The organism is Burkholderia sp. SCN-KJ (assembly GCF_024656005.1).
Taxonomy (GTDB): domain Bacteria; phylum Pseudomonadota; class Gammaproteobacteria; order Burkholderiales; family Burkholderiaceae; genus Burkholderia.
Genome location: NZ_JANKOG010000003.1, coordinates 1 through 21743 on the forward strand (window position 1 = coordinate 1; position 21743 = coordinate 21743).

A 21743-nucleotide genomic window follows, 5' to 3' on the forward strand; every position below is an offset into this window, starting at 1 on the left:
TGCGCGGCGGTGTGCCGGCGCGCCGGTGCGTCATGCGGCCTTGTCGGCGCGCGTCCTGCCGCCTGCGGCCGGCCGCGCGTTCTTCTTCAGGTGCGCGCGGTTGTAGTCGATCGCCGCGCGAACGAGACGCTTCAGCGCCCGTTTGTCGAGCTTGTCGCCTTCGAGGAAATCGATCGCACGCCGCGCATTGCCTTCAAGGCCCGCATTGAACAGCCCGTCGGGATCGGGCAGCTGCGCGCCATGCATGAACGTGAGCTTCACCTTGCCCTTGTGCGCGTTCGCGACCGCGATCATCCCGTCGCACGACCACACCGGGCTGCCCATCCATTTCCACTCCTCGACGATGCCTTCGTCGGCGGCGAGGATCGTCTCGCGCAGCTCGGCGAACGTCTTGCCGCGCCAGTCGGCGATGCCTGCGATCAGCGCGTCGATGCGGGCCGACGGTTCCAGGTCGGAGGCGCTCATGCACGGCCCTCCTGGTCGTCATCGGGGCGCGCGAGCACCTGCTCGAGCGACGCGAAGAACTGCGTCCAGCCGTGCTGCGCACCGCGGTACGCCTGCTCCTGATCCGCGCGGAAACCGGCCTGCTCCATCCGCAACAGCGTGCCGACCGGCGTCGGCGTGAGCGTCCAGGTGACGACGCTTTCCAGCCCGTACGCGGCCCACGTATAGGACAGCACGCGCTGCGGCTCGATCGTCAGCAACGTGCAGTCGACCGAACCCCAGTCCGCGCGGAAGCTGAACGCGCGGCCCGCGACGGGCTCGAAATCGCTCTGCATCAGCCATGCCTCGATCAGATGCGGTTGCGTGAGCGCACGCCAGACCTTCTCCGGCGGATGCGACAGTTCCCGTTCGACGACGACGGTGCGTGTGTCAGTGGTGGCTTGGTTCATGACTGATCCATCCTCTTGAGCAGATCTTCGAGCGCGTCGAACCGGTTCTGCCAGAAGCCTGCCATCTGGCTGGTCCAGTCGATCAACGGTGTCAGCGCTTGCGGCTGCGCGCTGTAATGCGTCTGCCGGCCTTCGTGACGGTCGCTCACGAGCCCGGCCTGCTTCAGTACCCCCAGATGCTTCGATACCGCCGGCTGCGACACACCTGCGTGCGCCGTCAGCGCGGCAACCGTCAGCTCGCCCTCCTCGCACAGCCGCTCGAACAGCGCGCGGCGGGTCGGATCGGCGAGCGTCCTGAACAGCATGTCGGGAACGTTTTGCATGGCTTGATTCATAACCCGATAGTTATGGATTCAAGAATATCGCGGGATCGACGCACGTCAAGGCGCAATTTCGCAGGAAGCATCAGGCGATCCTGCAGCGGGGGGCGTTCGCCGGAACGGACGGAATGGCGGCGAATCGGCTTGCGAAGGACATCACGCGCGCGTCGAGGCAGCGTCACCGTCCGATTCGAGCATTTCCTCTAATCTGCTCACCGGACCGTCCAACCGAAAGCGCGCTGCAAGACTCGCCAATACGTCGTTCCACAGTTCGGGAAACGCGCGCGACCGACGGGTTCCGTTTTTGTGCATTCGCGCATTCGTACGTCGTCGCGCCGGCCGCGCGGCCACGCCTGACCACATATTGCAACGCGCAATGCGTTCACGGGCGCTCGAAAACGCTGCTCGCACACGGTCCTTCGCTCTGCAATCGCGCGCATTCCGCTGCCGAAACGAACGAGTCGTGCGCGCAAACGCCAGCGACCGATGCGCGGTCGCGTGGCGAACCGGTTCCCTTTGCCGCGGGCTGCTGCCGCATGCATGAACGACGCATCGCCGGCACGCGAGCACGCCGATGTCAGAACTGACAGCTATGGAAACTGGCAGCTACCTGAACGGCACCGGCGCCCTACGCTCGTCACCGCTCGCGGCCCCACAAGGGCCCGGGCTTCCAGCAACGTCGTCTCTCCTAAAAAGGACTCCCGATGAAAAGGAACGCCTGGTTTGCCCTTCCCCTTCCGTCGCCGCGCCGCCTCGCATGCGCGTGGCCGCTCGTGCTCGCCGCCGGCGCGGCACATGCGACGACGGACTGGGTCGACACCCACACGAAGGCCTTTCTGACCGGCCCGCAATTGATGGCGCGCAGCGCCGCACCGTCGCTCGAACTCGCGGCCGGCGAAACGGCCGACATCGTCGTCAGCCTGAAGCTGCGCAACGCCGCGCAGCTCAAGCAGCTCGCGCACGACGTGAACCGGCCCGGCAACGCGCATTACCGCCAGTACCTGACGCACGAACAGTTCCTCGCCAGCTACGCGCCCACCGACGCGCAAGTGAAATCGGTCGTCGACTATCTGCGCAAGAGCGGCTTCGTGAATATCGAGGTCGCGCCGAACCGGCTGCTGGTGTCCGCGCGCGGCACGGCCGGCACGGTAAAGACCGCGTTCAACACGTCGCTCGTGCATTTCCAGTACGCGGGCCGCTCGGGTTTCGCGAATGCTTCGACCGCGCAGGTGCCGCGCGCGCTCGGCGACGTCGTCGGCTCGGTGCTCGGGCTGCAGAACGTCGCGCGCGCACGGCCGATGCTGCGCATCGGCAACGTCGCGAAACCGCAGGCGCTCGCGGCCGGCACGGCCACCGGCCACTATCCGAAGGAATTCCCGGGCCTCTACAACGCGACCGGCGTGCCGACCGCGGCCGGCGTGAGCGTCGGCATCGTCACGATCGGCGGCGTATCGCAGACGCTGCAGGACCTGAAGCAGTTCACGTCGAGCAACGGCTACGGCACGGTCACGACCCAGACCGTGAAGACCAACGGCACCGGCACGACCGGCAGCTACAGCGACGACCAGGACGGCCAGGGCGAATGGGATCTCGACAGCCAGTCGATCGTCGGCTCGGCCGGCGGCCAGGTCGGCAAGCTCGTGTTCTACATGGCGGACCTGAACGCCGCCGGCAACACGGGGCTCACGCAGGCGTTCAACCGCGCGGTGTCGGACAACACCGCGAAGGTGATCAACGTGTCGCTCGGCTGGTGCGAGACCGACGCGAACGCGGACGGCACCATCGACGCCGAAGAGCAGATCTTCACGACGGCTGCCGCGCAGGGTCAGACGTTCGCGGTGTCGTCGGGCGACGAGGGCGTGTACGAGTGCAACAACCGCGGCTATCCGGACGGCGCGAACTACACGGTGTCGTGGCCGGCCGCGTCGCCGCACGTGCTCGCGATCGGCGGCACGACGCTGTACACCACGTCGGCGGGTGCGTTCTCGAACGAAACGGTGTGGAACGAAGGCCTCGACGGCAACGGCAAGCTGTGGGCGACGGGCGGCGGCGTCAGCACGGTGCTGCCGGCGCCGGCGTGGCAATCGGGCAGCAATCGTCAGTTGCCCGACGTATCGTTCGATGCCGCGCAGAGCACGGGCGCGTACATCTACAACTACGGCCAGTTGCAGCAGATCGGCGGCACGAGCCTCGCCGCGCCGATCTTCACCGGCTTCTGGGCGCGTCTGCTCGCGGCGAACGGCACCGGCCTCGGTTTCCCGGCCGCGAAGTTCTATGCGGACATCCCGTCGAACCCGTCGCTCGTGCGCTATGACGTCGTGTCCGGGAACAACGGCTATCAGGGGTATGGCTACGGAGCAGGCACCGGCTGGGACCTGACGACCGGCTTCGGCAGCCTGAACATCGCGAACCTCAACAAGCTGATCCAGACGGGCGGCTTCTGAGCCCGACGCGAAGGCCGGCGCGCGGCGGTCGTTCGCCGCACACCGGCCGGGAAAGATTCGGAAAACGGGCGGGCGCGGAGCCCTACTCCGTCGCCCGCTCGTTCGTCGCTGTCGTCGCTGTCGTCGCTGTCGTCGCTGTCGTCGCTGTCGTCGCTGTCGTCGCGACCGACGCAACCGGCGCGCCGGCCCGGTGCGACGGCGCGAAGAGCCGCAGCCCGCTCGCCACGCTCGCCGCCCCCGCAAAACCCGCCCCGAGCATCAGCGCGAGCGTCGGCCCGTGACGCCCCGCGATCCCGAACGACAGCGCGACGAGCGCCGCGCCCGTCGCCTGCCCGATCAGCCGCGCGGTCGCGATGATCCCGCTCGCACCGCCGCTGCGCTCGGGCGGCGCGCTCGACATCAGCGCCTTCAGGTTCGGTGACTGGAAGAAGCCGAAGCCCGCGCCGCACAGCATCATCCGCCAGCCGATGTCGACGACGCTCGGCGCTGCCGGCAACGCGGCGAGCGACACCATCCCCGCGCTCAGCAGCGCGAGCCCGATCGCACCGAGCAATCCGGGCGGATAACGGTCGGACAAGCGGCCCGCGATCGGCGCGGCGAGCGCGACGATCGCCGACCACGGCGTCATCAGGAAACCGGTCTCGACCGCATCGCGATGCAGGACGGTTTCGAAGTAGAACGGCAGCGACACGAACGCGAGCCCCTGCGCGGCAAACGCGCACACGGCCGTCAGCGCGGACAGCGTGAACACGGGCCGGCGGAACAGGTCGACCGGCAGCATCGGTGCCGGATGCCCGGCCTGGCGGCGGATCAGCAGCCAGCCGAACGCGAGCGCGACTGTCGCGGCCGCGAACACGACGGACAGCGGCCCGCGCTGCGCGAATTCGCCGAGCGCGAAGATCAGCGACGCGAACGTGATCACGTTGAACAGCGCGGCGAGCGGATCGAACGCATGCTTGCCGCGCGCCGTCTGCGGCAGCGACGGAATCGCCACGGCAAGCGCGAGCACGCCGAGCGGCACGTTCACCGCGAACAGCCACGGCCATGCGGCCACCGACAGGATCAGCGACGCGATCGTCGGCCCCACCGCGAACGACACGCCGACGACGAGCGCGTTGAAGCCGACGCCGCGCCCGAGCCGGTGCGCGGGAAACAGGTTGCGGATCAGCGCGACGTTCACGCTCATGATCGCGCTCGCGCCGAAGCCTTGCACGATCCGCGCCGCCGTCAGCTGCGGCAGCGTCGCCGCGAGCGAGCAGCCGAGCGACGCGAGCGTGAATACCGCGAGGCCGCCGACATACACGCGCTTGTGGCCGACGATGTCGCCGAGCGACGCGAACGGCAGCAGCGTCGCGACCATCGCGAGCTGGTACGCGTTGATGATCCACACCGACGCGGCCGGCGACGCGTGCAGGTCGGCGGCGATCGCGGGCAGCGCGGTGTTCGCGATCGCGGTGTCGAGCGTCGCGAGCGCGACGGCCAGCAGCACGGCGGACATCGCGCGCCAGTTGACGGCCGGCTCCCGGGCGCCGGCGGAGGATGCGAATTCGGACAAGATGAGGCTCGGCTGACTGACGAGCGACGCGCGGCGTCGCGGATTGAGCGGCGCGGCAACGGGCGCTCCGTGCGTGCGACGGCAACGGAACGCGCGGCACCACGAGCCGTATTGTTGCAGAGCCGCATCGAACGTGCAGGCAACCGCTTCGTCAGTCAGCGAAACGAAAGCTTCGCCACGCCGGGTCAGGCGCGCGGCTTCGTTGAGAACGCAACGATCGCCGGCCCGGCAGCCGGCGCAACGTCACGCGTCCGCCCGCCGTTACGACACCGCGCGCCGCGCGTTGCGGCCGCGCAGCCATTCGAGCGCGAGCAGCAGGCTCGTCGAGAAGATGATCAGGATCGTCGCGAGCGCGGCGATCGTCGGGCTGATGTTCTCGCGAATGCCGGTGAACATCTGGCGCGGCAGCGTCGTCTGGTCCGCGCCCGCGAGGAACAGCGTGACGACGACTTCGTCGAACGACGTCGCGAACGCGAACAGCGCGCCCGACATCACGCCCGGCGCGATCACCGGCAGCGTCACGCGGAAGAACGTCGTGACGGGGTTCGCGCCGAGCGACAGGCTCGCGCGCACCAGGTTCTGGTTGAAGCCCTGCAGTGTCGCGGCCACCGTCGTCACGACGAACGGCACGCCGAGCGCCGCGTGCGCGGCGATCAGGCCGGTGTAGGTGTTCGCGAGCCCGAGCGGCGCGAAGAACAGGTACATGCCGACGCCGACCACGACGACCGGCACGATCATCGGCGACAGCAGCACGGCCATCAGCAGCCCCTTGCCGCGGAAATCCGCCTTCGTGAGCCCGATCGCGGCGAGCGTGCCGAGCACGGTCGCGACGACAGTCGCCGACGGCGCGACGATGAAGCTGTTCTTCGCGGCCATCCGCCACTCGTCGGACGCGATCAGGTTCTCGTACCAGCGCGTCGAGAAGCCCGGAATCGGATAGACGAGGAACGTGCTCGACGAAAACGACAGCGGCACGATCGCGAGCACCGGCAGGATCAGATACAGCAGCGTCAGCACGACGAGCACGCGCAACGCGACGTACCACGCGCGCTCGACGAACGACATGTGCGGCGCGAACAGCGGCCTGGCGAGTTTCATGGTCGGCTTCCCCTTCCCGTTTTCCTGTCCCCGGCGCTCAGCCGAGGCTCACGTTGGTGCGCGTGAAGCGCCCGTACACCGCATACAGCACCAGCGTCGCCGCGAGCAGCAGCCCGCCGAGCGCGCACGCCATGCCCCAGTTGATCGTCACGTTGGTGAAGTACGCGACGTAGTAGCTGACCATCTGATCGTTCGGCCCGCCGAGCAGCGCGGGCGTGATGTAGTAGCCGATCGCGAGGATGAACACGAGCAGCGCGCCCGCGCCGACGCCCGGATAGGTCTGCGGCACGTACACGCGCCAGAACGCGGCGAACGGATGGCTGCCGAGCGACACGGCCGCGCGCTGGTAGGTCGGCGGGATCGACTTCATCACGCTGTACAGCGGCAGGATCATGAACGGCAGCAGGATGTGCGTCATCGAGATGTACACGCCGACGCGGTTGAACAGCAGCGTCAGCGGATGCGAGATCAGCCCGGCGCCGATCAGCGCGGTGTTGATCAGCCCCTCGCTCTGCAGCAGCACGATCCATGCGGCGACGCGCACCAGCACCGAGGTCCAGAACGGAATCAGCACGAGGATCATCACGAGGTTCGCGCGGCGCTCCGACAGCGTCGAGATCCAGTACGCGAGCGGATAGCCGAGCAGCAGCGCGAACAGCGTGACCGCGACGCCGATCACGAACGTGCGGCCGAAGATCGCCAGATAGATCGACTGGTCGGGATCGGCCCGCACGATCTGGCCGAAGCCGTCCTGCTTGTGGTCGAGCGCGGCGAGCAGGTAGAACGGCGACACCTGGCTGCCGTTCTTCGCGATCGCCTGCCAGTACGCGGGCTCGCCCCAGCGCGAATCGAGGTCGATCAACTTCGCGCGGGTCTGCGCGGGTGTCAGCGCCGCGGTGCCCGCGCCCTCCTCGCCCTTCAGCGGCATCGCGCGCGCCGTCTTCGCGACGAGCGAGCGGTAGCCGGGAATCTCGGTGTTCAGGCGCCGCGCGAGCGCGCCCATCGCCTCGCTGTCGGCGACCTTCGTCATGTCGGCCGCGAGTGCGGCATACGCGGCATCGGCCGGCGGGGTCTTGCGGTCCCAGCCCGACAGCGCGGCCACCGTGTTCGGCAGCGCGGTCGCGATCTCCGGGTTCTGCACCGCGCGCGTGAGCAGCGTGCCGATCGGCACGACGAAGATGAGCAGCAGGAAGATCGCGAGCGGCGCGATCAGCAGCAACGCCATCGTGCGCTTGCGGGCCTCGGCGGCCTTCAGCTCGCGCTTGAGCGCGGCTGTCGACGGCGAGGAAGGAGCGATCGTCATCGTGTTCAACGGTTCTCTCCGGCCGGGCTCGATCCGGCAGAATGCCGCGCGACGCGTTCGGCGCGCCGCGCGGCAGGTTGCATCAGGACACCTGAGTAGCGGTTACTTCGTCGCCCACGCGGCGAAGCGCTGCTCGAGCTCGTCGCTGTGGTCGGTCCAGAAGCCGATGTCCTCCAGCACCGCGTTCTTGCCGTTGGCCGGCGAGTTCGGCAGGTTCGCGAGCGTCTTCGCGTCGAGCGACTTGATCGCCGGGATGTTCGCGGGGCCGTACGCGATGTGATGCGCATACTCTTGCTGCGGCTTCGGCGTCAGCGTGTACGCGATGTACTGTTCGGCCAGCGCCTTGTTCGGCGAGCCCTTCGGAATCGCCCAGTAGTCGAGGTCGTAGATGCTGCCGTTCCACACGACCTTCAGGTTCTTGCCTTCCTTCTGCGCGGCGTCGATGCGGCCGTTGTACGCGGTCGACATCACGACGTCGCCGGCCACGAGGAACTGCGGCGGCTGCGCGCCCGCTTCCCACCACTGGATGTACGGCTTCAGTTCGTCGAGCTTCTTGAACGCGCGGTCCTGGCCGGCCTTCGTGCCGAGCACCTTGTAGACGTCCTTCGTCGGGACGCCGTCGGCCATCAGCGCGAACTCGAGGTTGTAGCGCGCGCCCTTGCGCATCCCGCGCTTGCCGGGGAATTTCTTCACGTTCCAGAAATCGGCCCAGCCGGTCGGCGCGGTCTTCAGCTTGTCCGCGTTGTACGACAGCGCGGTCGACCACACGAAGAAGCCGACGCCGCACACCTGCGGCGATTCCGGAATCAGGTCGGACTTCTTCGCGATCTTCGACCAGTCGAGCTTCTCGTACAGCCCTTCGTCGCAGCCGCGGTTCAAGTCGCCCGACTCGACTTCGACCACGTCCCAGTTGACGTGCTTCGCCTCGACCATCGCCTTCACTTTCGCCTGCTCGCCGTTGTACTCGACGGCCGTGACCTTGTTGCCGGTCGCCTTCTCGAACGGCTGGTTGAATGCGGCCTTCTGTGCGTCGCCGTTCGCGCCGCCGAAGTTGACGACCGTGAGTTCGGCCGCCGCGGCCGATGCGCCGACGACGGCGAGCGCCAGTGCGAGCGCGGTGCGACGCGCGGTAGTGCTTGCTCCGTTCATGATGGTTCCTCTCCTCTCGTGGTGGAAGTGGGCGGTTGTTGTTGACGACGTGCTGCGATAAAGCGGGAAAACCCTGTGTCAGGCGAACACGCGCAGGTGCTCGGGCGCGAATGCGAGCGATACCGGCGCGCCGGGCGAGAACGCGTCGAGCGCGCCCGTGCCGAGCGGCACCTTCACGAAGCATTCGTCCTGGCCCGGCAGCGCGCAGCGCATGCGCACGTGATCGCCGAAATAGATGAGGCTGCGCGCCTCGCCGGTCACGCGGTTGGCGGTGCTGCCGTTCATGTGCCCGTTCGCGAGGCTCATGCGTTCGGGGCGGATGCACGCGACGGCCGGCGCGCCTTCGGCCGCGTCGCCGATGCGGCGCCCGACGAGCTGCGTGCCGTCGTCCAGCCGGAATTCGCAGAATTCGCCGTCGACGCGCGCGATGGTGCCGCGCAGCCGGTTGCTGTCGCCGATGAAGTTCGCGACGAATTCGTTGCACGGCGATTCGTACAGGCGGTCGACGGTATCGAGCTGCTGCACGATGCCCTTGTCGAACACGGCGACGCGGTCGGACATCGTCAGCGCCTCGCCCTGGTCGTGCGTCACGTACACGAAGGTCACGCCGAGCTTCTCGTGCAGCGCCTTCAGTTCGTACTGCATGTGTTCGCGCAACTGCTTGTCGAGCGCGCCGAGCGGCTCGTCCATCAGCACCAGCTTCGGCTCGAACACGAGCGCACGCGCGAGCGCGATGCGCTGCTGCTGGCCGCCCGACAACTGCGCCGGATAACGCTTCGCGAAACGCTCCATCTGCACCATCTTCAGCGCATGCGCGACGCGCTCCGCGCGCTCGGCGGCCGCGAGCTTGCGCACCGTCAGCGGATACGCGACGTTCTGCTCGACCGTCAGGTGCGGAAACAGCGCGTAGTTCTGGAACACCATGCCGATGTTGCGCTTGTGCGGCGGCACGGTGTTCAGCAGTTCGCCGTCGAGGCGGATCTCGCCGCCCGTCGGGAACTCGAAGCCCGCCAGCATCATCAGGCAGGTGGTCTTGCCCGAGCCGGACGGCCCGAGCAGCGTCAGGAATTCCCCTCGGTGGATATCGAGGTCGAGCGATTTGACGACCAGCGTCTCGCCGTCGTAGGTCTTCCGCACGCCGCGAAAGCTGACGATCACATCATCGGACTTCATCGTGGCTGTCCCCTTGCTGCGCGACAAACGTTTTTGAGATGCGAGCCACTATACGGCGCGCACGGTTCTATACTAGGGAACCATTTCAATATTCCTAGTAGGACCACTTTGGATACCGTGATCCTGGGCGACTGGCTCTCGGCCCGTCTCGACCGCGGCTCGTCCGAGCCGATGTACCGGCAACTGCTGCAACTGATGCAGCAGGCCATTCTCACCGGAGAATTAGGGCCAGGCACAAAGCTGCCGAGTTCGCGCACGCTCGCGTCAGACCTGTCGATCGCGCGCAATACCGTGCTGCACGTGTACGACCAGCTGACGGCCGAAGGCTACGTGCTGACGACGACCGGCAGCGGCACCTACGTGGCCGACACGCGGCCGGACGCGGCCGCGATCCGCGTGCCGGGCGCCGCCGCACCGCAGCCGTCCGATGCCGATGCGGCGCTGCAGCAGGACGCACAAGGCGGCCTGTCGATGCGCGGCCGGCAGCTGATCGAGCACGCGGGCGTGTCGCGGCGCCAGTGGGGCGCGTTCATGCCGGGCGTGCCGGATGTGTCGGAATTCCCGAGCCGCACCTGGAGCCGCCTGCAGGCGCGCCTGTGGAAGGAAGCGAATCCCGAATTGCTGACCTATGCGCCGGGCGGCGGCTACCGGCCGCTGCGCCGCGCGCTCGCCGACTACCTGCGCGTCGCGCGCTCGGTCAAATGCACGCCGGACCAGGTGATCATCACGACCGGCATCCACCAGTCGATCGACCTCGCGGTGCGGCTGCTGTCCGATATCGGCGATCGCGCGTGGGTCGAGGAGCCGTGCTACTGGGGCGTGCGCAGCGTGCTGCAGGCGACCGGCCTCGCGCTCACGCCGGTGCCGGTCGACCAGGAAGGCCTCGATCCGAGCGCGGGCGACATGCAGCATCCGCCGCGGCTCGTGCTCGTCACGCCGTCGCATCAGTATCCGCTCGGGATGGTGATGAGCCTCGCGCGGCGCCGGATGCTGCTCGAGTACGCACGCCAGCACCGCTGCTGGATCATCGAGGACGACTACGACAGCGAATTCCGCTACGGCAGCCGGCCGCTCGCGTCGCTGCAGGGGCTCGACGACGGCGGCCGCGTGATCTACGTCGGCAGTCTCGGCAAGATGCTGTTCCCGGGCCTGCGGATGGGCTACATGGTCGTGCCGGAGCATCTGGTCGACACGTTCCGCACCGGGCTGTCGGAGCTGTATCGCGAGGGCCAGCTGATGCAGCAGGCCGTGCTGGCCGAATTCATCATGGACGGGCACCTGACTTCGCACGTCAGGCGGATGCGCACGCTGTACGGCGAGCGCCGGCAGTTGCTGATCGATGCGATCCATGCGCGCTTCGGCGACGCGCTGCCTGTGATGGGCGACGAGGCGGGACTCCATCTGGTGCTCGGCCTGCCCGACACGTGCGACGATCGCGCGGTCACGCAAAGCGCGTTCGACGCGGGCGTGATCGTGCGCCCGCTGACCAGCTACTACAGCAGCCTGGACACTGCGCGGCGCGGGCTGCTGCTCGGCTACGCGTGCGTCGCGCACGAACGCATCGGCCCCGCGTTCGACACGCTCGCGGCCACCATCGAACAGCATCTGCCGCGGCGCTTCACGCGCGCGGCATGAGCGCGTGCGCGATTGCGCGCATTACTGCGCGGCAGCCGCGCCGCGGTCGAGCGACGCCGCGCGCAGCGCTTCGCCGGGCTTCGTGAACATGCGCTGACGCAGCGCGGCGATCTGCGCGTCGCGATCCTGCGGCGACAATCCGGCCGCGCCGATCTGCGCACGCTGCGCCGCATAGTCGGCGTAGCGGCTCTGCCACGACGCGTCCTCCTGCTGCATCTGCGCGACGCGCGCGGCGGCTTCCGGGCCGAGTGTCTGCGTCAGTTGCGCGCGCATCGCATCGGGCGTCGCCCCGCTCTTCCGTAATTGCGCGATCTGGTCGAGCGCGGCTTGCTGCCGGTCGGCCTTCTGCCGTGCCGCGCGTTCGTCGGCCGGCATCTGCTGCGCGAGCGCCGCGAGCCGCTCCGCCTTTTGCGCCTCCGTCAGCGCAGGGTCCTGCGTAATCTTCAGCCGCGCGAGATCGTAGCGCTGCCGCCACTGCTCGGTGCCGAAGAACGGCTGGCTCCAGTCGCCGAGCGTCCGATACGCGATCGACGCGCGCTGGTCGAGCGCGAGTTGCAGCGCGCCGAGATCGGACTTGTCGACCGCACCCGCCTCCGGCAGCTTCGCGAGCGCGTCGAGATACGTGCGGTATCGATGCCAGACGTCGAGCGCCTCGGGTTGCGCGACCGTGCCTTCGAGCTGGGCGGCGATCTCGCGCACGACGAGCGCATCGAGCGCGGGCGCGCTCAAGTCGCTCCGCGCGGTCAGGCAATAATCGAAGAAATCGCGCACCGCGCGCGACTTCGCAAGGTGGCCGCCGGTGTCGAGCGGCAGCCGCGGCGCACTGGAATCGGCGAGCGGCGGCGGCAGGCCAGCGCTCGCCGGCAATGCGGGCTGCGACGGCGCGGCGTTCACGCCGCCGAGGGCTGCGGCATCCGCCGACGCATGCGTCGCGTCGGCGCCGCGATGCGATGCCGTACCGGTCCAGATCGCGACGCCGGCGATCGCCGCCAGCCCCACCGCGCCGTAGACCACGACGCGCCGCGCGAGCGGCGCGCGTCCTTCATGTGTCGTCATCGATCACACGCCCGCGAGCTGCAGCCGGTTCGCATGCGTGCGGATCACCGCGACCGGATCTTCCGCATACGCACCGCGCACGCCGAGCAACTGGTTGATCTCGTCGAGATGGTTCCACTTGTAGCTCGTGCCCAGCACCTTCCCGTACAGCGCGCTGCACTTCGACACGAGTCCGTCGTTCTGGCCTGAGCCGCGATTGATCATCACCGTGCCCGTGCCGAACAATGCGAGTGTCGACAGGTCGAGCGCATTCGCCGGATCGATCACCGGGATCGTGCTGGTATCCGTCGCGCCCGTGACGCCGAATGCGGAAACGGTCGGCTGGACCGCCGTGCCGGCCCACGAATACAGCAGGTGCGTATTGCCGCCGACGGTCTCCGTCGGCGCGCCCGTCTGGCAACTGCCCGGCGCGCCGAGGCCGGCACTCGGGTAATTCCGGTTGTACGCGGCGGCCTGGGCGGTCGTCAGCGTCTTCAGTGCGGCGAGCGCGTCCTGGTTGGTGTTGTTGCTGCTGCTCGTCAGGATGCCGAACACATTGACGAACGCGGCGATCACCGCCGACGACAATCCGGTCGGATCGTAGGCGAGCACGCCCTGCACGAAATCGGCGAACTCCGAGCCGCGATGCGGCGTGCCGATCGTCGTGACCGACGCGACGAGATCGGGCGCGACGGCCGCGACATAGCGCGACGTGAGGCCGCCCTGGCTGTGACCGACCAGGTTCACCTTGGTCGCGCCGGTCGCGGCAAGCACCGTCTTCACGTAAGCGAGCAGCTGTTCGCCGCGCCCGTTCGGCCCGTCGTCGCTCTGGAACCCCGACAGGTTCGCGACGTAGACGGTCGCGCCGTGCTGCTGCAGGTCCTCCTGGATGCCGTACCAGTACTCGAGCACGCCCGCGTACTTGTCGGTGCCGGTGAGCCCGTGCACGAGGATGATCGGGTAACGCGTCGCCGCGTAGTTGTCCGCCGGCGCGGTTGCCGCCATCGCCGCGTGCGTCGTCGCGAGCGTCATCACCGCGGTCGTCCCCGCGAACGGCGCGACGCTCATCGCGCATGCCACTGCCCCTGCCACCATCCTGGAACGCATCGATCTGGCCATGCATGTTCTCCTGATTATTGTGCTGCCGGTGCGAATGAGATCGGATCGACGCGCACGGCACGTCGCGAACGGTCGCGGGTACCGTGTGCATCGAATGCGGGAGTGAATCACGAGTCGCGAACGTTTGCGCCCTGACTAGATACGGTTCTCTAATCGGTTGACGCGCCCCGCCCGTTCGGGCGGGGGCTGCATTCACGCGTGCGCATGCTGCATCGCACACGCGCGCCGCACGTCACAGTTTCGCGCTCACGCGCACCCATGCCGTGCGCCCCGGCTCCATTACCGGTGCGTTCGCCGGATAGCCGAAGCCCGCGTTGCCGGCGAGGTTCAGGTGCTCGGTGTAGGCCTTGTCCAGCACGTTGTCGACGCCGATCGAGATCTGCACCTTCTTGCTGACGTTGTACTGCGCATGCAGCGACAGCACGCCGAAGCCGGCGCTCGGGCCGAAGTCCTTGCCGACCACGTTGCCCTCGTTCATCGCATAGCGATGCTGCGGTGCAACGACCCGCCACAGCCCGCCGGCCGACCATGCGCCGCGCGTGTACTCGAGCCCGAAGCGCGCCTCGAGCGGCGGCATCTGCGGCAGCGGATCGCCGCTCGTCGCGTTGCGCCCCCACGCATACGCGAGCGACGTCTCGACGCGCAGCGGCGCGACCGGCCGCCACGACACGCCGGCTTCGCCGCCCATGATCTGCGCGTTGACGTTGCTTGCCTGCGTGGTCGGGCCCATCATCCCGGCCGCGTAGTTGAACAGGATGTAGTCCTGTACATATCCCGCGTACGCCGACACCCATGCATCGAACCGGTCGCTCTTGTATTGCGCGCCGATGTCGAGCTGCGTGGTCTTCTCCGGCTGCACTGCCGAGAACGCGTTGATCGAGCCGGCGGGCCCGCGCTTCGCGGAGAACAGCTCCCAGTAGTCGGGATAGCGTTGCGCATGGCCGATCCCCGCGTACCACGTGACCGGCAGCGACGCGAGATCGCGCTCGTAACGCACGAATCCGCTCGGCAGCACGCGCGCGCGATCGTCGTCGAAAGTCGGATTCGGCTTGCTCGCCATCATCCCGCTCGTCGTCGCACGCTTGTCGCGCGCGCTCGCGTAGTCGACCCGCGCACCGCCGATCACGCGCGACGCATCGCTCGCATACCACGTCAGCTCGCCGAACGCACCGGCGTTCCACATCGTCGCCTGCGCATCCCACGGCTGGTCGCCGTAGTTCTGCCGCCCCATCGCCGAGCGCGCGTCGAGCCGGTTCGACTGCGCGTCGACGCCGGTCACGAGCTTGAAGTCGCCACCGAAACGGAAGGTCGCCGCCGCCCGCGCGCCGAGCGTGCGGCGCCGCACCTCGGACGCCATCCGCATCGGCATGCTGCTGGTCGGGTCGGGCTGCCGCAACGTATGGTTGTCCATCACGTGGTCGGCTTCGTTGTAGTACACGCGCGCCTCGATCCGGTCGAGCACGTCGCCGAGATGCCGCTTGTCGAACGACAGGCCGAACGTCTCGCGGCGGAAATGCGCGCCGTCCATCCCGCGCCCGGCGTAGCGCGCATAGCCGTCGCCGGTGCCCGCCGTCAGTTCGACGCGCGTGTGATCGTCGGGGGTCCAGCCGAGCGCCGCGTCGGCGTTCCACTTGTCCCATTGCGACGGCACGGTATTGCCGTTGCCGTCCTCGTAGTCCTGCGCATGCGCATGGTTCGCGGTCACGCGGCCATAGACGTCCGGCGTGCCGGCCGTCACGTCGACGTTCTGGTCGTTGCGGCCGAACGAGCCGCCGACCACGCTGCCGTCGAACCGCATGCCGGGACGCTCGAAACGCGGCGTCACGCGTTCGAACAGCACGGTGCCGGCCGAGGCGCCGGGGCCGTACAGCACGGTCTGCGGGCCCTTCACGACCGTGACCTTGTCATAGCTTTCCGGCGCGATATACGAGGTCGGCGCATCCATCCGGTTCGGGCAGGCGCCGAGCGTCGGCATCCCGTTCGCGAGAATGTTCAGCCGCGAACCGAACATCCCGCGCAGCACGGGGTCACCGTTCGTCCCGCCGCTGCGGATCGACGTGAAGCCGGGAATCGTCTTCAGGTAGTCCGCGCCGTCGCTCGCCGGCAGCGGCTGGCGCGGCGTCTTCGGATCCGTGACGACGACGAGCGGCGTCTTCAGCGGCGACGCAACGACTTCGACGGGCGGCAGCAGCGTGGCCGCGTCGTCCGTCGGCGCACCGGCCGCACGTGCGGATTCGGTCGCGGCCGCTGCCGCGGTCATCGCGCCGACGGCGAGCGCGGGAACGGTGAGTTTCAGCATGCGCGGCACGCGCCGCATACGGGAATGGCGCGACGCCCTCGGCGCGCGCAAGGAAAGCATGGTCATGATCGAAAGCCCGAGTGACGCCCTCCACGCGGCCTCGACGGACCGCACGGATATCGGCGATGAAAGAAACGGAAGACAGCGCGTCAGGCGCGCTCGGGCGGTGCGCGTGGATACGCGCGCGGATAGCGGTCGGCGCGCGCCGCGACGGCATGCGGCGCGGCGGCGGAAACGGCATGAGCGGGGACGAAGGCGAACGAGGCGGCGGCCGCGCCGCCGATCGCGGGGCTGTGCGCGAAGAAGCCGCAGTAGCCGCACGCATCGAGATGCCGCGCGTGATCGTGCGCGTGGCCTGCATCGGGCGCGCGGTGCGCGCCATGCTCTGCACTACAGACGATCGCGTCGGGGGTCACCGCCTGCGCGATGCGCCACTGCGACACCAGCGGCGCCGCGATCGCGAGCCAGATCGCGAACACGCCGAGCCAGGCGGTCAGGTGACGATGTCGGTGCAGCATGCGCGGCGATGCGTAAGCGGAACGTAAAAACAGCCGAGATGTTACAGAATGTTCGCCGCGATGGCCAGCCGCGCATCGGGGTAAACGGATCGAGGGCGCATGGTTGCGTCAACAACCATGTGCCCCCGAATGTTACGCGGCTTCAGCGCGCGGCGATCACGGCGCCATGCGTCGCAGCACGCCGTCGCGCCGGATGAAGTGGTGGTACAGCGCGGCCAGCGCATGCAGGCCGATCACGAAGTAGAACGCGTTGCCGATCAGTTCGTGCGCTTCCTTGATCGTCGGCCGCAGCGCCTTGTCGGGGCCGAACAGCGTGAACGACACGCCGATCCAGTCGAGCGACACGGGCTTGCCACCCATGTTGACGAGCATGATGCCGAGCAGCGGCTGCGCGATGATGAAGACATACAGCGCGACATGGGCGAGCATCGACAGCCACTTGAGCAGCGTCGCCTGCGGAATCGGCTCCGGCACGCGGCTGACCGTCCGCCACAGCACGCGCAGCACCGACAGCACGAGCACGAACGTGCCTGCCAGCAAGTGCACGTTCATCCAGAACACGCGGCTGTCGCTGCCTTTCGGTCCGCGAATCTCGATGGCCAGGTAGGCGAGTGCCACCAACAGGAAGATGACCCAGTGGAAGAAAATTGCGGGCGCGCTGTAGCGCGTCTGTTTCGCGAGGATGTTTTTCATGCGTTGTCTCGTGTTTCTCGTGTGGTATGCGGGGGAGGCCCGTGCCGGGCTGGCCGGTGCCCGGCGGCTGCCCCGATTGTAGCCTCGCGCGTGGCCGGCGTTGTGCGACCGGATCAAATATCCGACGAATCCGCGCGACCCCGTTCCACGGTGCCGCCATATGGAAAATCCGCATCGCGCGCGTGCGCGGCTGTGGCACGATGAAGCTTTGGTGCGACGTTGCGCGGGCATCATGAGCAAAGCGATCTTCGTTGCGGCCTACCGGCTGATCGCCGCGTTGCTCGCGGTGTCCACCACGCTGCACAGCGTCGCCGGCGGCTGGGGCATGCCGGCCTTCCATCTCGGCAACTACCTCAGCTACTTCACTCAACTGAGCAGCCTGTATGCAGCGGCCATGCTGGTCGCGGGGCTGTCGCGCATCACGCGTCCCGGCTCGGCCCGCTACGAATCGATGCGCGGCGCCGCCGTGCTCTACGTGCTGATCACCGCGATCGTCTACGAGCTGCTGCTCGCGCGGCTCGATGCGCTGCGCCACGTCACGCCGGCCCTCAACAACTGGGTCCTGCACCGGATCGTGCCGCTCGTGGTGCTGTGCGACTGGCTGTACGTGGAGCCGCGCTCGCCGATCCCGTGGCGCAGCGCGGTCGCGTGGCTCGGCTTTCCGGTGATCTATCTCGGCTATACGCTCGTGCGCGGCGCGCTGGAGAACTGGTATCCCTATCCGTTCGTCGATCCGCGGCCGCACGGCTACCTGCCGGTCGCGATCCAGTGCTCGCTGATCGCGCTCGGCGCGGCGGGGCTCGCGCTGGGCATCCGCTGGCTCGGCAATCATGCGAGGCAGTCCGACGCCGCGGCGCTCGAGGAAGGGTGAAGGCGGGAGCGTGTGCGCCGCACGGCGCACACGTCGTGAAGCGGCGCGTCAGCCGCCGTTGCGCGGCAGGAAGTTCATCGGGTCGACGACCTTGCCGTTCTGCCGGACTTCGAACTCGAACGTCGCGCGGCCGCTCGCGTCGGTGCCCATCTCGGCGACCGGCTGGCCCGCGCGCACCGCGTCGCCTTCGTTGACGAGCAGCCTGCCGTTGTGCCCGTAGGCCGTGATGAGCCCGTTGTCGTGCTTCAGGATCACGAGCGGGCCATACGCCTTGACGCCGGATCCGGCGTACACCACCCGCCCGTTGGCCGCGGCCCGCACCGAACGGTCGGGCCCCGACGCGGCGATCACGATGCCGCGCGTCTTGCCGGCCGAGAACGGCGTCGCGACGATGCCCGTGGCCGGCCATGCCAGCGAGCCAGGCTGCGCGGCCGCCGCGGACGGCTGCCCGAGCGACGTCGCGGCTGGCGGCGGCGCGACGCGCAGCACCTGGCCGGGATACACGGCGTCATTCGGCGACATGCGGTTCCAGCCGGCCAGGTCCTGCACGCGCTGCCCGTAGGCGGCGGCGATGCCGGCGAGCGTGTCGCCCGGATTCACGCGGTAATAGCCGGCGATCACGCCCGGCGTGGCGACCGACGCCGGCGTCGACGGCCGCACCGGCTGCCAGCTGTCGGTCCACGGCGTCATCGTACAGCCCGTCAGCGCGGCAGCCGCGGCGACGAACGCCGCCTGCGGCAACCAGCGCGCCAGCGCATCGTGGATCGGAATCGTTTTTCTCAAGGGTCCTCCCGGATTTGCGTCGTTGCGCCGCCCACCGCCCTCCGGCATGCGACGCACGATGTCCGGCCGGACGGCCGGACCAACCAGTATCCGACCGCTCTCGCGGCCGTCAGTTTCTACAGCGGGACGTCGACGCGAAAAGGCTCACCGGCCCCTTCTTCGCGCCATCTTTGTGTCGTCCCGATCGGCAAAGATACCATTTGTCGCGGTCAGGACCGCGGCAGACGCCCCGGCCGGCAACAATCTTGCGGCGTAACGAACGGGTGCCGGCGGGCGGCAGGCCGCGCCGCGCGGGTCATTCCGCGGACTTCCGGCCGGCCGTCCCGCGGCGGGCAGCGTATCGCACCCATGAGCGCTGCCCCGCTGCCGGCCGCCTCCTATACTCGGAGGAGCACCGCACGTTCCAGCGATAACGAGGAGAAAACCATGAACAATGCGACGTTTCTGTCCGTGCAGCTCAACGCCGAGGATTTCGCCGGTTCCAGCGGCCTCGTCGAACTGCTCAACCGGCACCTGCTGTTCGCGACGGACGTCGCCGAAGCCGCGGACGCCCTCGTCCAGCTGGCGAGCGTCGCGCACCTGAGCGGCGCCACCCGGCACAGCGTCGAGCTGCCGGTACTCGCGATCGAGCGGCTGCGCGACGCGCTCGACACGCTGAGCGGCTACGACGAAGCGTGGCTGCAGGCGCTGGAACCGGCCGACGCACTGTTCCGGGACATCGGCCGCGGCCCGCGGCCGCTGCACTGACGCGGCGGGCGCCGCCAATGAAAACAGCCCGTCGTTCCGTGATTCGGAACGACGGGCTGCGTGTACTGCGCGGGGGTCGGATCAGGCCGCCCATGCGGCCGGCGATCGATGACGATCAACGACCCTTGTAGACCGGTGCACCGTCCGACACGCGCTTGACCTGCCAGCCGGTCTTGGCAGCGGCCGGGGCGCCCGATTCTTGCTGGGCGGCCGGTTGCGCACCGTAGCCGCTCGTATCGGCAGCGGCGACGTTCTGTTGCGGGTTCACGCGGGCTTCAGCTGCCTGGATGCTTGCCGGGTAGTCGGTACGGTCGCTGCCCAGCTTGTAGCCGGCCTGTTGCAGCTGGGCCAGTTCGGCCTTCACCTGCGCACGGGTGACGGGAGCGTTCTGTTGGGCGAACGAGACGGCGGGAACGGCGAGGACGGCAGCTGCAGCGAACGTTGCGATCAGCGATTTCATGATTACCTCCGGGATTTTTTTGCTCCGCCGCACACACCATGTCTGCAGCGATGGAACAAAGTTTAGCCCCGAGATCACCTAGGGAAAACCATGAAAGAACGAAAACACTGTTTCCTCGGAACCAACAATTGCGGGATCCGGGAACGAAAAACCCTACTCAAAGAATAGAATTTCGCAACAATACCGTCCTCGCCTGCCGGTTACGACCAGTTCGCGTGGAAGCTGCCCGGCTTGTCGGTACGCTCGAACGTGTGCGCGCCGAAGAAGTCGCGCTGCGCCTGCACAAGGTTCGCCGGCAGCCGTTCGGAACGGTAGCTGTCGAAGTACGCGACCGCCGACGCGAACGCCGGCACCGGCACGCCTGCCTTCACCGCGGCCACCACCACGTCGCGCAGCGATGCCTGGTAATTCGCGGCGATGTCCTTGAAGTACGGGTCGAGCAGCAAGTTCGCGAGCGCCGGATCCTTCGCGTACGCGTCCGTGATCTTCTGCAGGAAACGCGCGCGGATGATGCAGCCCGCGCGGAAGATCTTCGCGATCGTGCCGAGATCGAGGTTCCAGCCGTACTCTTCGGATGCCGTGCGCAGTTGCGCGAAGCCCTGCGCGTACGAGATCACCTTGCTCAGGTACAGCGCGCGGCGCACGGCTTCGACGAACGCGGCACGATCGCCGTCGAACGGCGCGGCGGCCGGGCCCGACAGGATCTTGCTGGCCGCGACGCGCTCGGTCTTCAGCGATGACAGCACGCGCGCGAACACCGACTCCGTGATCAGCGGCAGCGGCACGCCCAGGTCCAGCGCGTTCTGGCTGGTCCACTTGCCGGTGCCCTTCTGCGCGGCGCGATCGAGGATCACGTCGACGAGGTGCTTGCCGGTCTCTTCGTCCTTCTTGCCGAAGATCTTCGACGTGATCTCGATCAGGTAGCTGTCGAGCTCGCCCTGGTTCCACTCGGTGTATACCTCGCCGAGTTCGTCGTTGGTCAGGCCCGCGACGTCCTTCAGCACCGCATAGCTCTCGGCGATCAGCTGCATGTCGCCGTATTCGATGCCGTTGTGGACCATCTTCACGTAGTGGCCCGCGCCGTCCGGCCCCATGTACGCGACGCACGGCTCGCCGTCCGACGGCGCCTTCGCGGCGATCTGCTTGAGGATCGGCTCGACCAGGTCGTACGCGTCGCGCTGGCCGCCGGGCATGATCGAAGGGCCGCGCAGCGCGCCCTCTTCGCCGCCCGACACACCGGTGCCGATGAAGTGCAGGCCCGATTGCGCGAGCTCCTGGTTGCGGCGGATCGTGTCCGTGAAGTGCGTATTGCCGCCGTCGATCAGCACGTCGCCCTTCTCGAGCAGCGGCTTGAGCGATGCGATCGTCGCATCGGTCGCTTCGCCGGCCTTCACCATCATCAGGATCCGGCGAGGCGTCTCGAGCGACGCGACGAACTCCTCGAGCGTGTAGGTCGGCACCAGATTGCGGCCGGGGAATTCGGCGATCAGTTCGTCGGTTTTCTCGCGGCTACGGTTGTACACCGACACCGCGTAACCGCGGCTCTCGATATTGAGTGCGAGATTGCGGCCCATCACCGCCAGCCCGATCACACCGATTGCTTGTTTGCCCATTAGTCAATTCTCCGGAAAAAACGGGGCGCGACCCG

Annotated in this window: 20 protein-coding genes; 4 read left to right on the plus strand and 16 right to left on the minus strand. The window is 68.1% G+C overall.

The features are described from left to right. Positions 1-30 precede the first annotated feature (30 nt). The 3 genes from NQV17_RS05795 to NQV17_RS05805 are packed head-to-tail and all read right to left on the minus strand — an operon-like array spanning position 31 to position 1216. Positions 31-465: a DUF1801 domain-containing protein gene (locus NQV17_RS05795; RefSeq protein ID WP_257770294.1), complete on the minus strand. Its 435-nt coding sequence runs from the start codon at positions 463-465 to the stop codon at positions 31-33. Then, positions 462-893, minus strand: a complete 432-nt coding sequence (locus tag NQV17_RS05800) for an SRPBCC domain-containing protein (protein WP_257770315.1) — start codon at positions 891-893, stop codon at positions 462-464. The genes NQV17_RS05795 and NQV17_RS05800 overlap by 4 nt, the downstream gene beginning before the upstream one ends. Next, on the minus strand, positions 890-1216 hold the full coding sequence (locus NQV17_RS05805) for a helix-turn-helix transcriptional regulator (protein ID WP_257770326.1): 327 nt from the start codon (positions 1214-1216) through the stop codon (positions 890-892). The genes NQV17_RS05800 and NQV17_RS05805 overlap by 4 nt, the downstream gene beginning before the upstream one ends. 701 nt (positions 1217-1917) lie before the next feature. Here NQV17_RS05805 and NQV17_RS05810 point away from each other — a divergent pair. After that, on the plus strand, positions 1918-3657 hold the full coding sequence (locus NQV17_RS05810; protein WP_257770328.1) for a S53 family serine peptidase: 1740 nt from the start codon (positions 1918-1920) through the stop codon (positions 3655-3657). An 82-nt stretch (positions 3658-3739) separates the two neighbouring features. Here the strand turns inward: NQV17_RS05810 and NQV17_RS05815 are convergent, their stop codons facing one another. From NQV17_RS05815 to NQV17_RS05835, 5 genes are all read right to left on the minus strand, one after another. Beyond that, positions 3740-5212 carry an MFS transporter gene (locus NQV17_RS05815; protein WP_257770330.1) on the minus strand — a complete coding sequence of 491 codons (1473 nt, stop codon included), beginning with the start codon at positions 5210-5212 and terminating at the stop codon, positions 3740-3742. Between the two features lie 261 nt (positions 5213-5473). Then, complete coding sequence (locus NQV17_RS05820; RefSeq protein ID WP_040141016.1) at positions 5474-6310, minus strand: ABC transporter permease; 837 nt, start codon at positions 6308-6310, stop codon at positions 5474-5476. Between the two features lie 37 nt (positions 6311-6347). After that, entirely contained in the window at positions 6348-7622 is a 1275-nt protein-coding gene (locus NQV17_RS05825) for an ABC transporter permease (protein WP_044845305.1), read from the minus strand. Positions 7623-7715: 93 nt separating this feature from the next. Continuing rightward, a complete protein-coding gene (locus NQV17_RS05830; protein WP_257770335.1) occupies positions 7716-8762 on the minus strand; it encodes an ABC transporter substrate-binding protein in 1047 nt (348 codons plus the stop codon). Positions 8763-8840: 78 nt separating this feature from the next. Continuing rightward, a complete protein-coding gene (locus NQV17_RS05835; RefSeq protein ID WP_044845303.1) occupies positions 8841-9935 on the minus strand; it encodes an ABC transporter ATP-binding protein in 1095 nt (364 codons plus the stop codon). A gap of 108 nt (positions 9936-10043) precedes the next feature. Between NQV17_RS05835 and NQV17_RS05840 the strand changes: the two genes are divergently transcribed. Continuing rightward, complete coding sequence (locus NQV17_RS05840) at positions 10044-11570, plus strand: PLP-dependent aminotransferase family protein (protein ID WP_257770337.1); 1527 nt, start codon at positions 10044-10046, stop codon at positions 11568-11570. 21 nt (positions 11571-11591) lie between these two features. Here NQV17_RS05840 and NQV17_RS05845 read toward each other — a convergent pair whose 3' ends face one another. The 5 genes from NQV17_RS05845 to NQV17_RS05865 all read right to left on the minus strand — a co-directional run bounded on the left by NQV17_RS05845 (position 11592) and on the right by NQV17_RS05865 (position 17234). After that, entirely contained in the window at positions 11592-12626 is a 1035-nt protein-coding gene (locus NQV17_RS05845) for a lipase secretion chaperone (protein ID WP_257770339.1), read from the minus strand. A gap of 3 nt (positions 12627-12629) precedes the next feature. After that, a complete protein-coding gene (locus NQV17_RS05850; protein ID WP_257770341.1) occupies positions 12630-13724 on the minus strand; it encodes a triacylglycerol lipase in 1095 nt (364 codons plus the stop codon). A 232-nt stretch (positions 13725-13956) separates the two neighbouring features. Continuing rightward, the gene (locus NQV17_RS05855) at positions 13957-16089 is read right to left on the minus strand and encodes a TonB-dependent copper receptor (protein ID WP_257770343.1); all 2133 of its coding nucleotides are present in this window, start codon (positions 16087-16089) and stop codon (positions 13957-13959) included. A gap of 83 nt (positions 16090-16172) precedes the next feature. Continuing rightward, a complete protein-coding gene (locus NQV17_RS05860; protein WP_257770345.1) occupies positions 16173-16541 on the minus strand; it encodes a DUF2946 domain-containing protein in 369 nt (122 codons plus the stop codon). 156 nt (positions 16542-16697) lie between these two features. Continuing rightward, positions 16698-17234 (minus strand): cytochrome b, encoded by a 537-nt coding sequence (locus NQV17_RS05865; protein WP_257770347.1) that lies wholly within the window; start codon positions 17232-17234, stop codon positions 16698-16700. Between the two features lie 232 nt (positions 17235-17466). Here NQV17_RS05865 and NQV17_RS05870 point away from each other — a divergent pair, with 232 nt between their 5' ends. Further along, on the plus strand, positions 17467-18105 hold the full coding sequence (locus NQV17_RS05870) for a Pr6Pr family membrane protein (RefSeq protein WP_257770349.1): 639 nt from the start codon (positions 17467-17469) through the stop codon (positions 18103-18105). A 48-nt stretch (positions 18106-18153) separates the two neighbouring features. On the opposite strand, the gene NQV17_RS05875 is transcribed toward NQV17_RS05870, so the two are convergent. Then, positions 18154-18888, minus strand: coding sequence for a peptidoglycan DD-metalloendopeptidase family protein (locus NQV17_RS05875; RefSeq protein ID WP_257770351.1), 735 nt, complete (start codon positions 18886-18888; stop codon positions 18154-18156). A gap of 426 nt (positions 18889-19314) precedes the next feature. Here NQV17_RS05875 and NQV17_RS05880 point away from each other — a divergent pair, with 426 nt between their 5' ends. Then, positions 19315-19635 (plus strand): hypothetical protein, encoded by a 321-nt coding sequence (locus NQV17_RS05880; RefSeq protein WP_006760526.1) that lies wholly within the window; start codon positions 19315-19317, stop codon positions 19633-19635. Positions 19636-19750: 115 nt separating this feature from the next. Here NQV17_RS05880 and NQV17_RS05885 read toward each other — a convergent pair whose 3' ends face one another. Then, entirely contained in the window at positions 19751-20095 is a 345-nt protein-coding gene (locus tag NQV17_RS05885) for a DUF4148 domain-containing protein (RefSeq protein ID WP_044845294.1), read from the minus strand. Between the two features lie 200 nt (positions 20096-20295). After that, positions 20296-21708 (minus strand): NADP-dependent phosphogluconate dehydrogenase, encoded by a 1413-nt coding sequence (gene gndA / locus NQV17_RS05890; RefSeq protein ID WP_257770355.1) that lies wholly within the window; start codon positions 21706-21708, stop codon positions 20296-20298. Between the last annotated feature and the right edge of the window lie 35 nt (positions 21709-21743).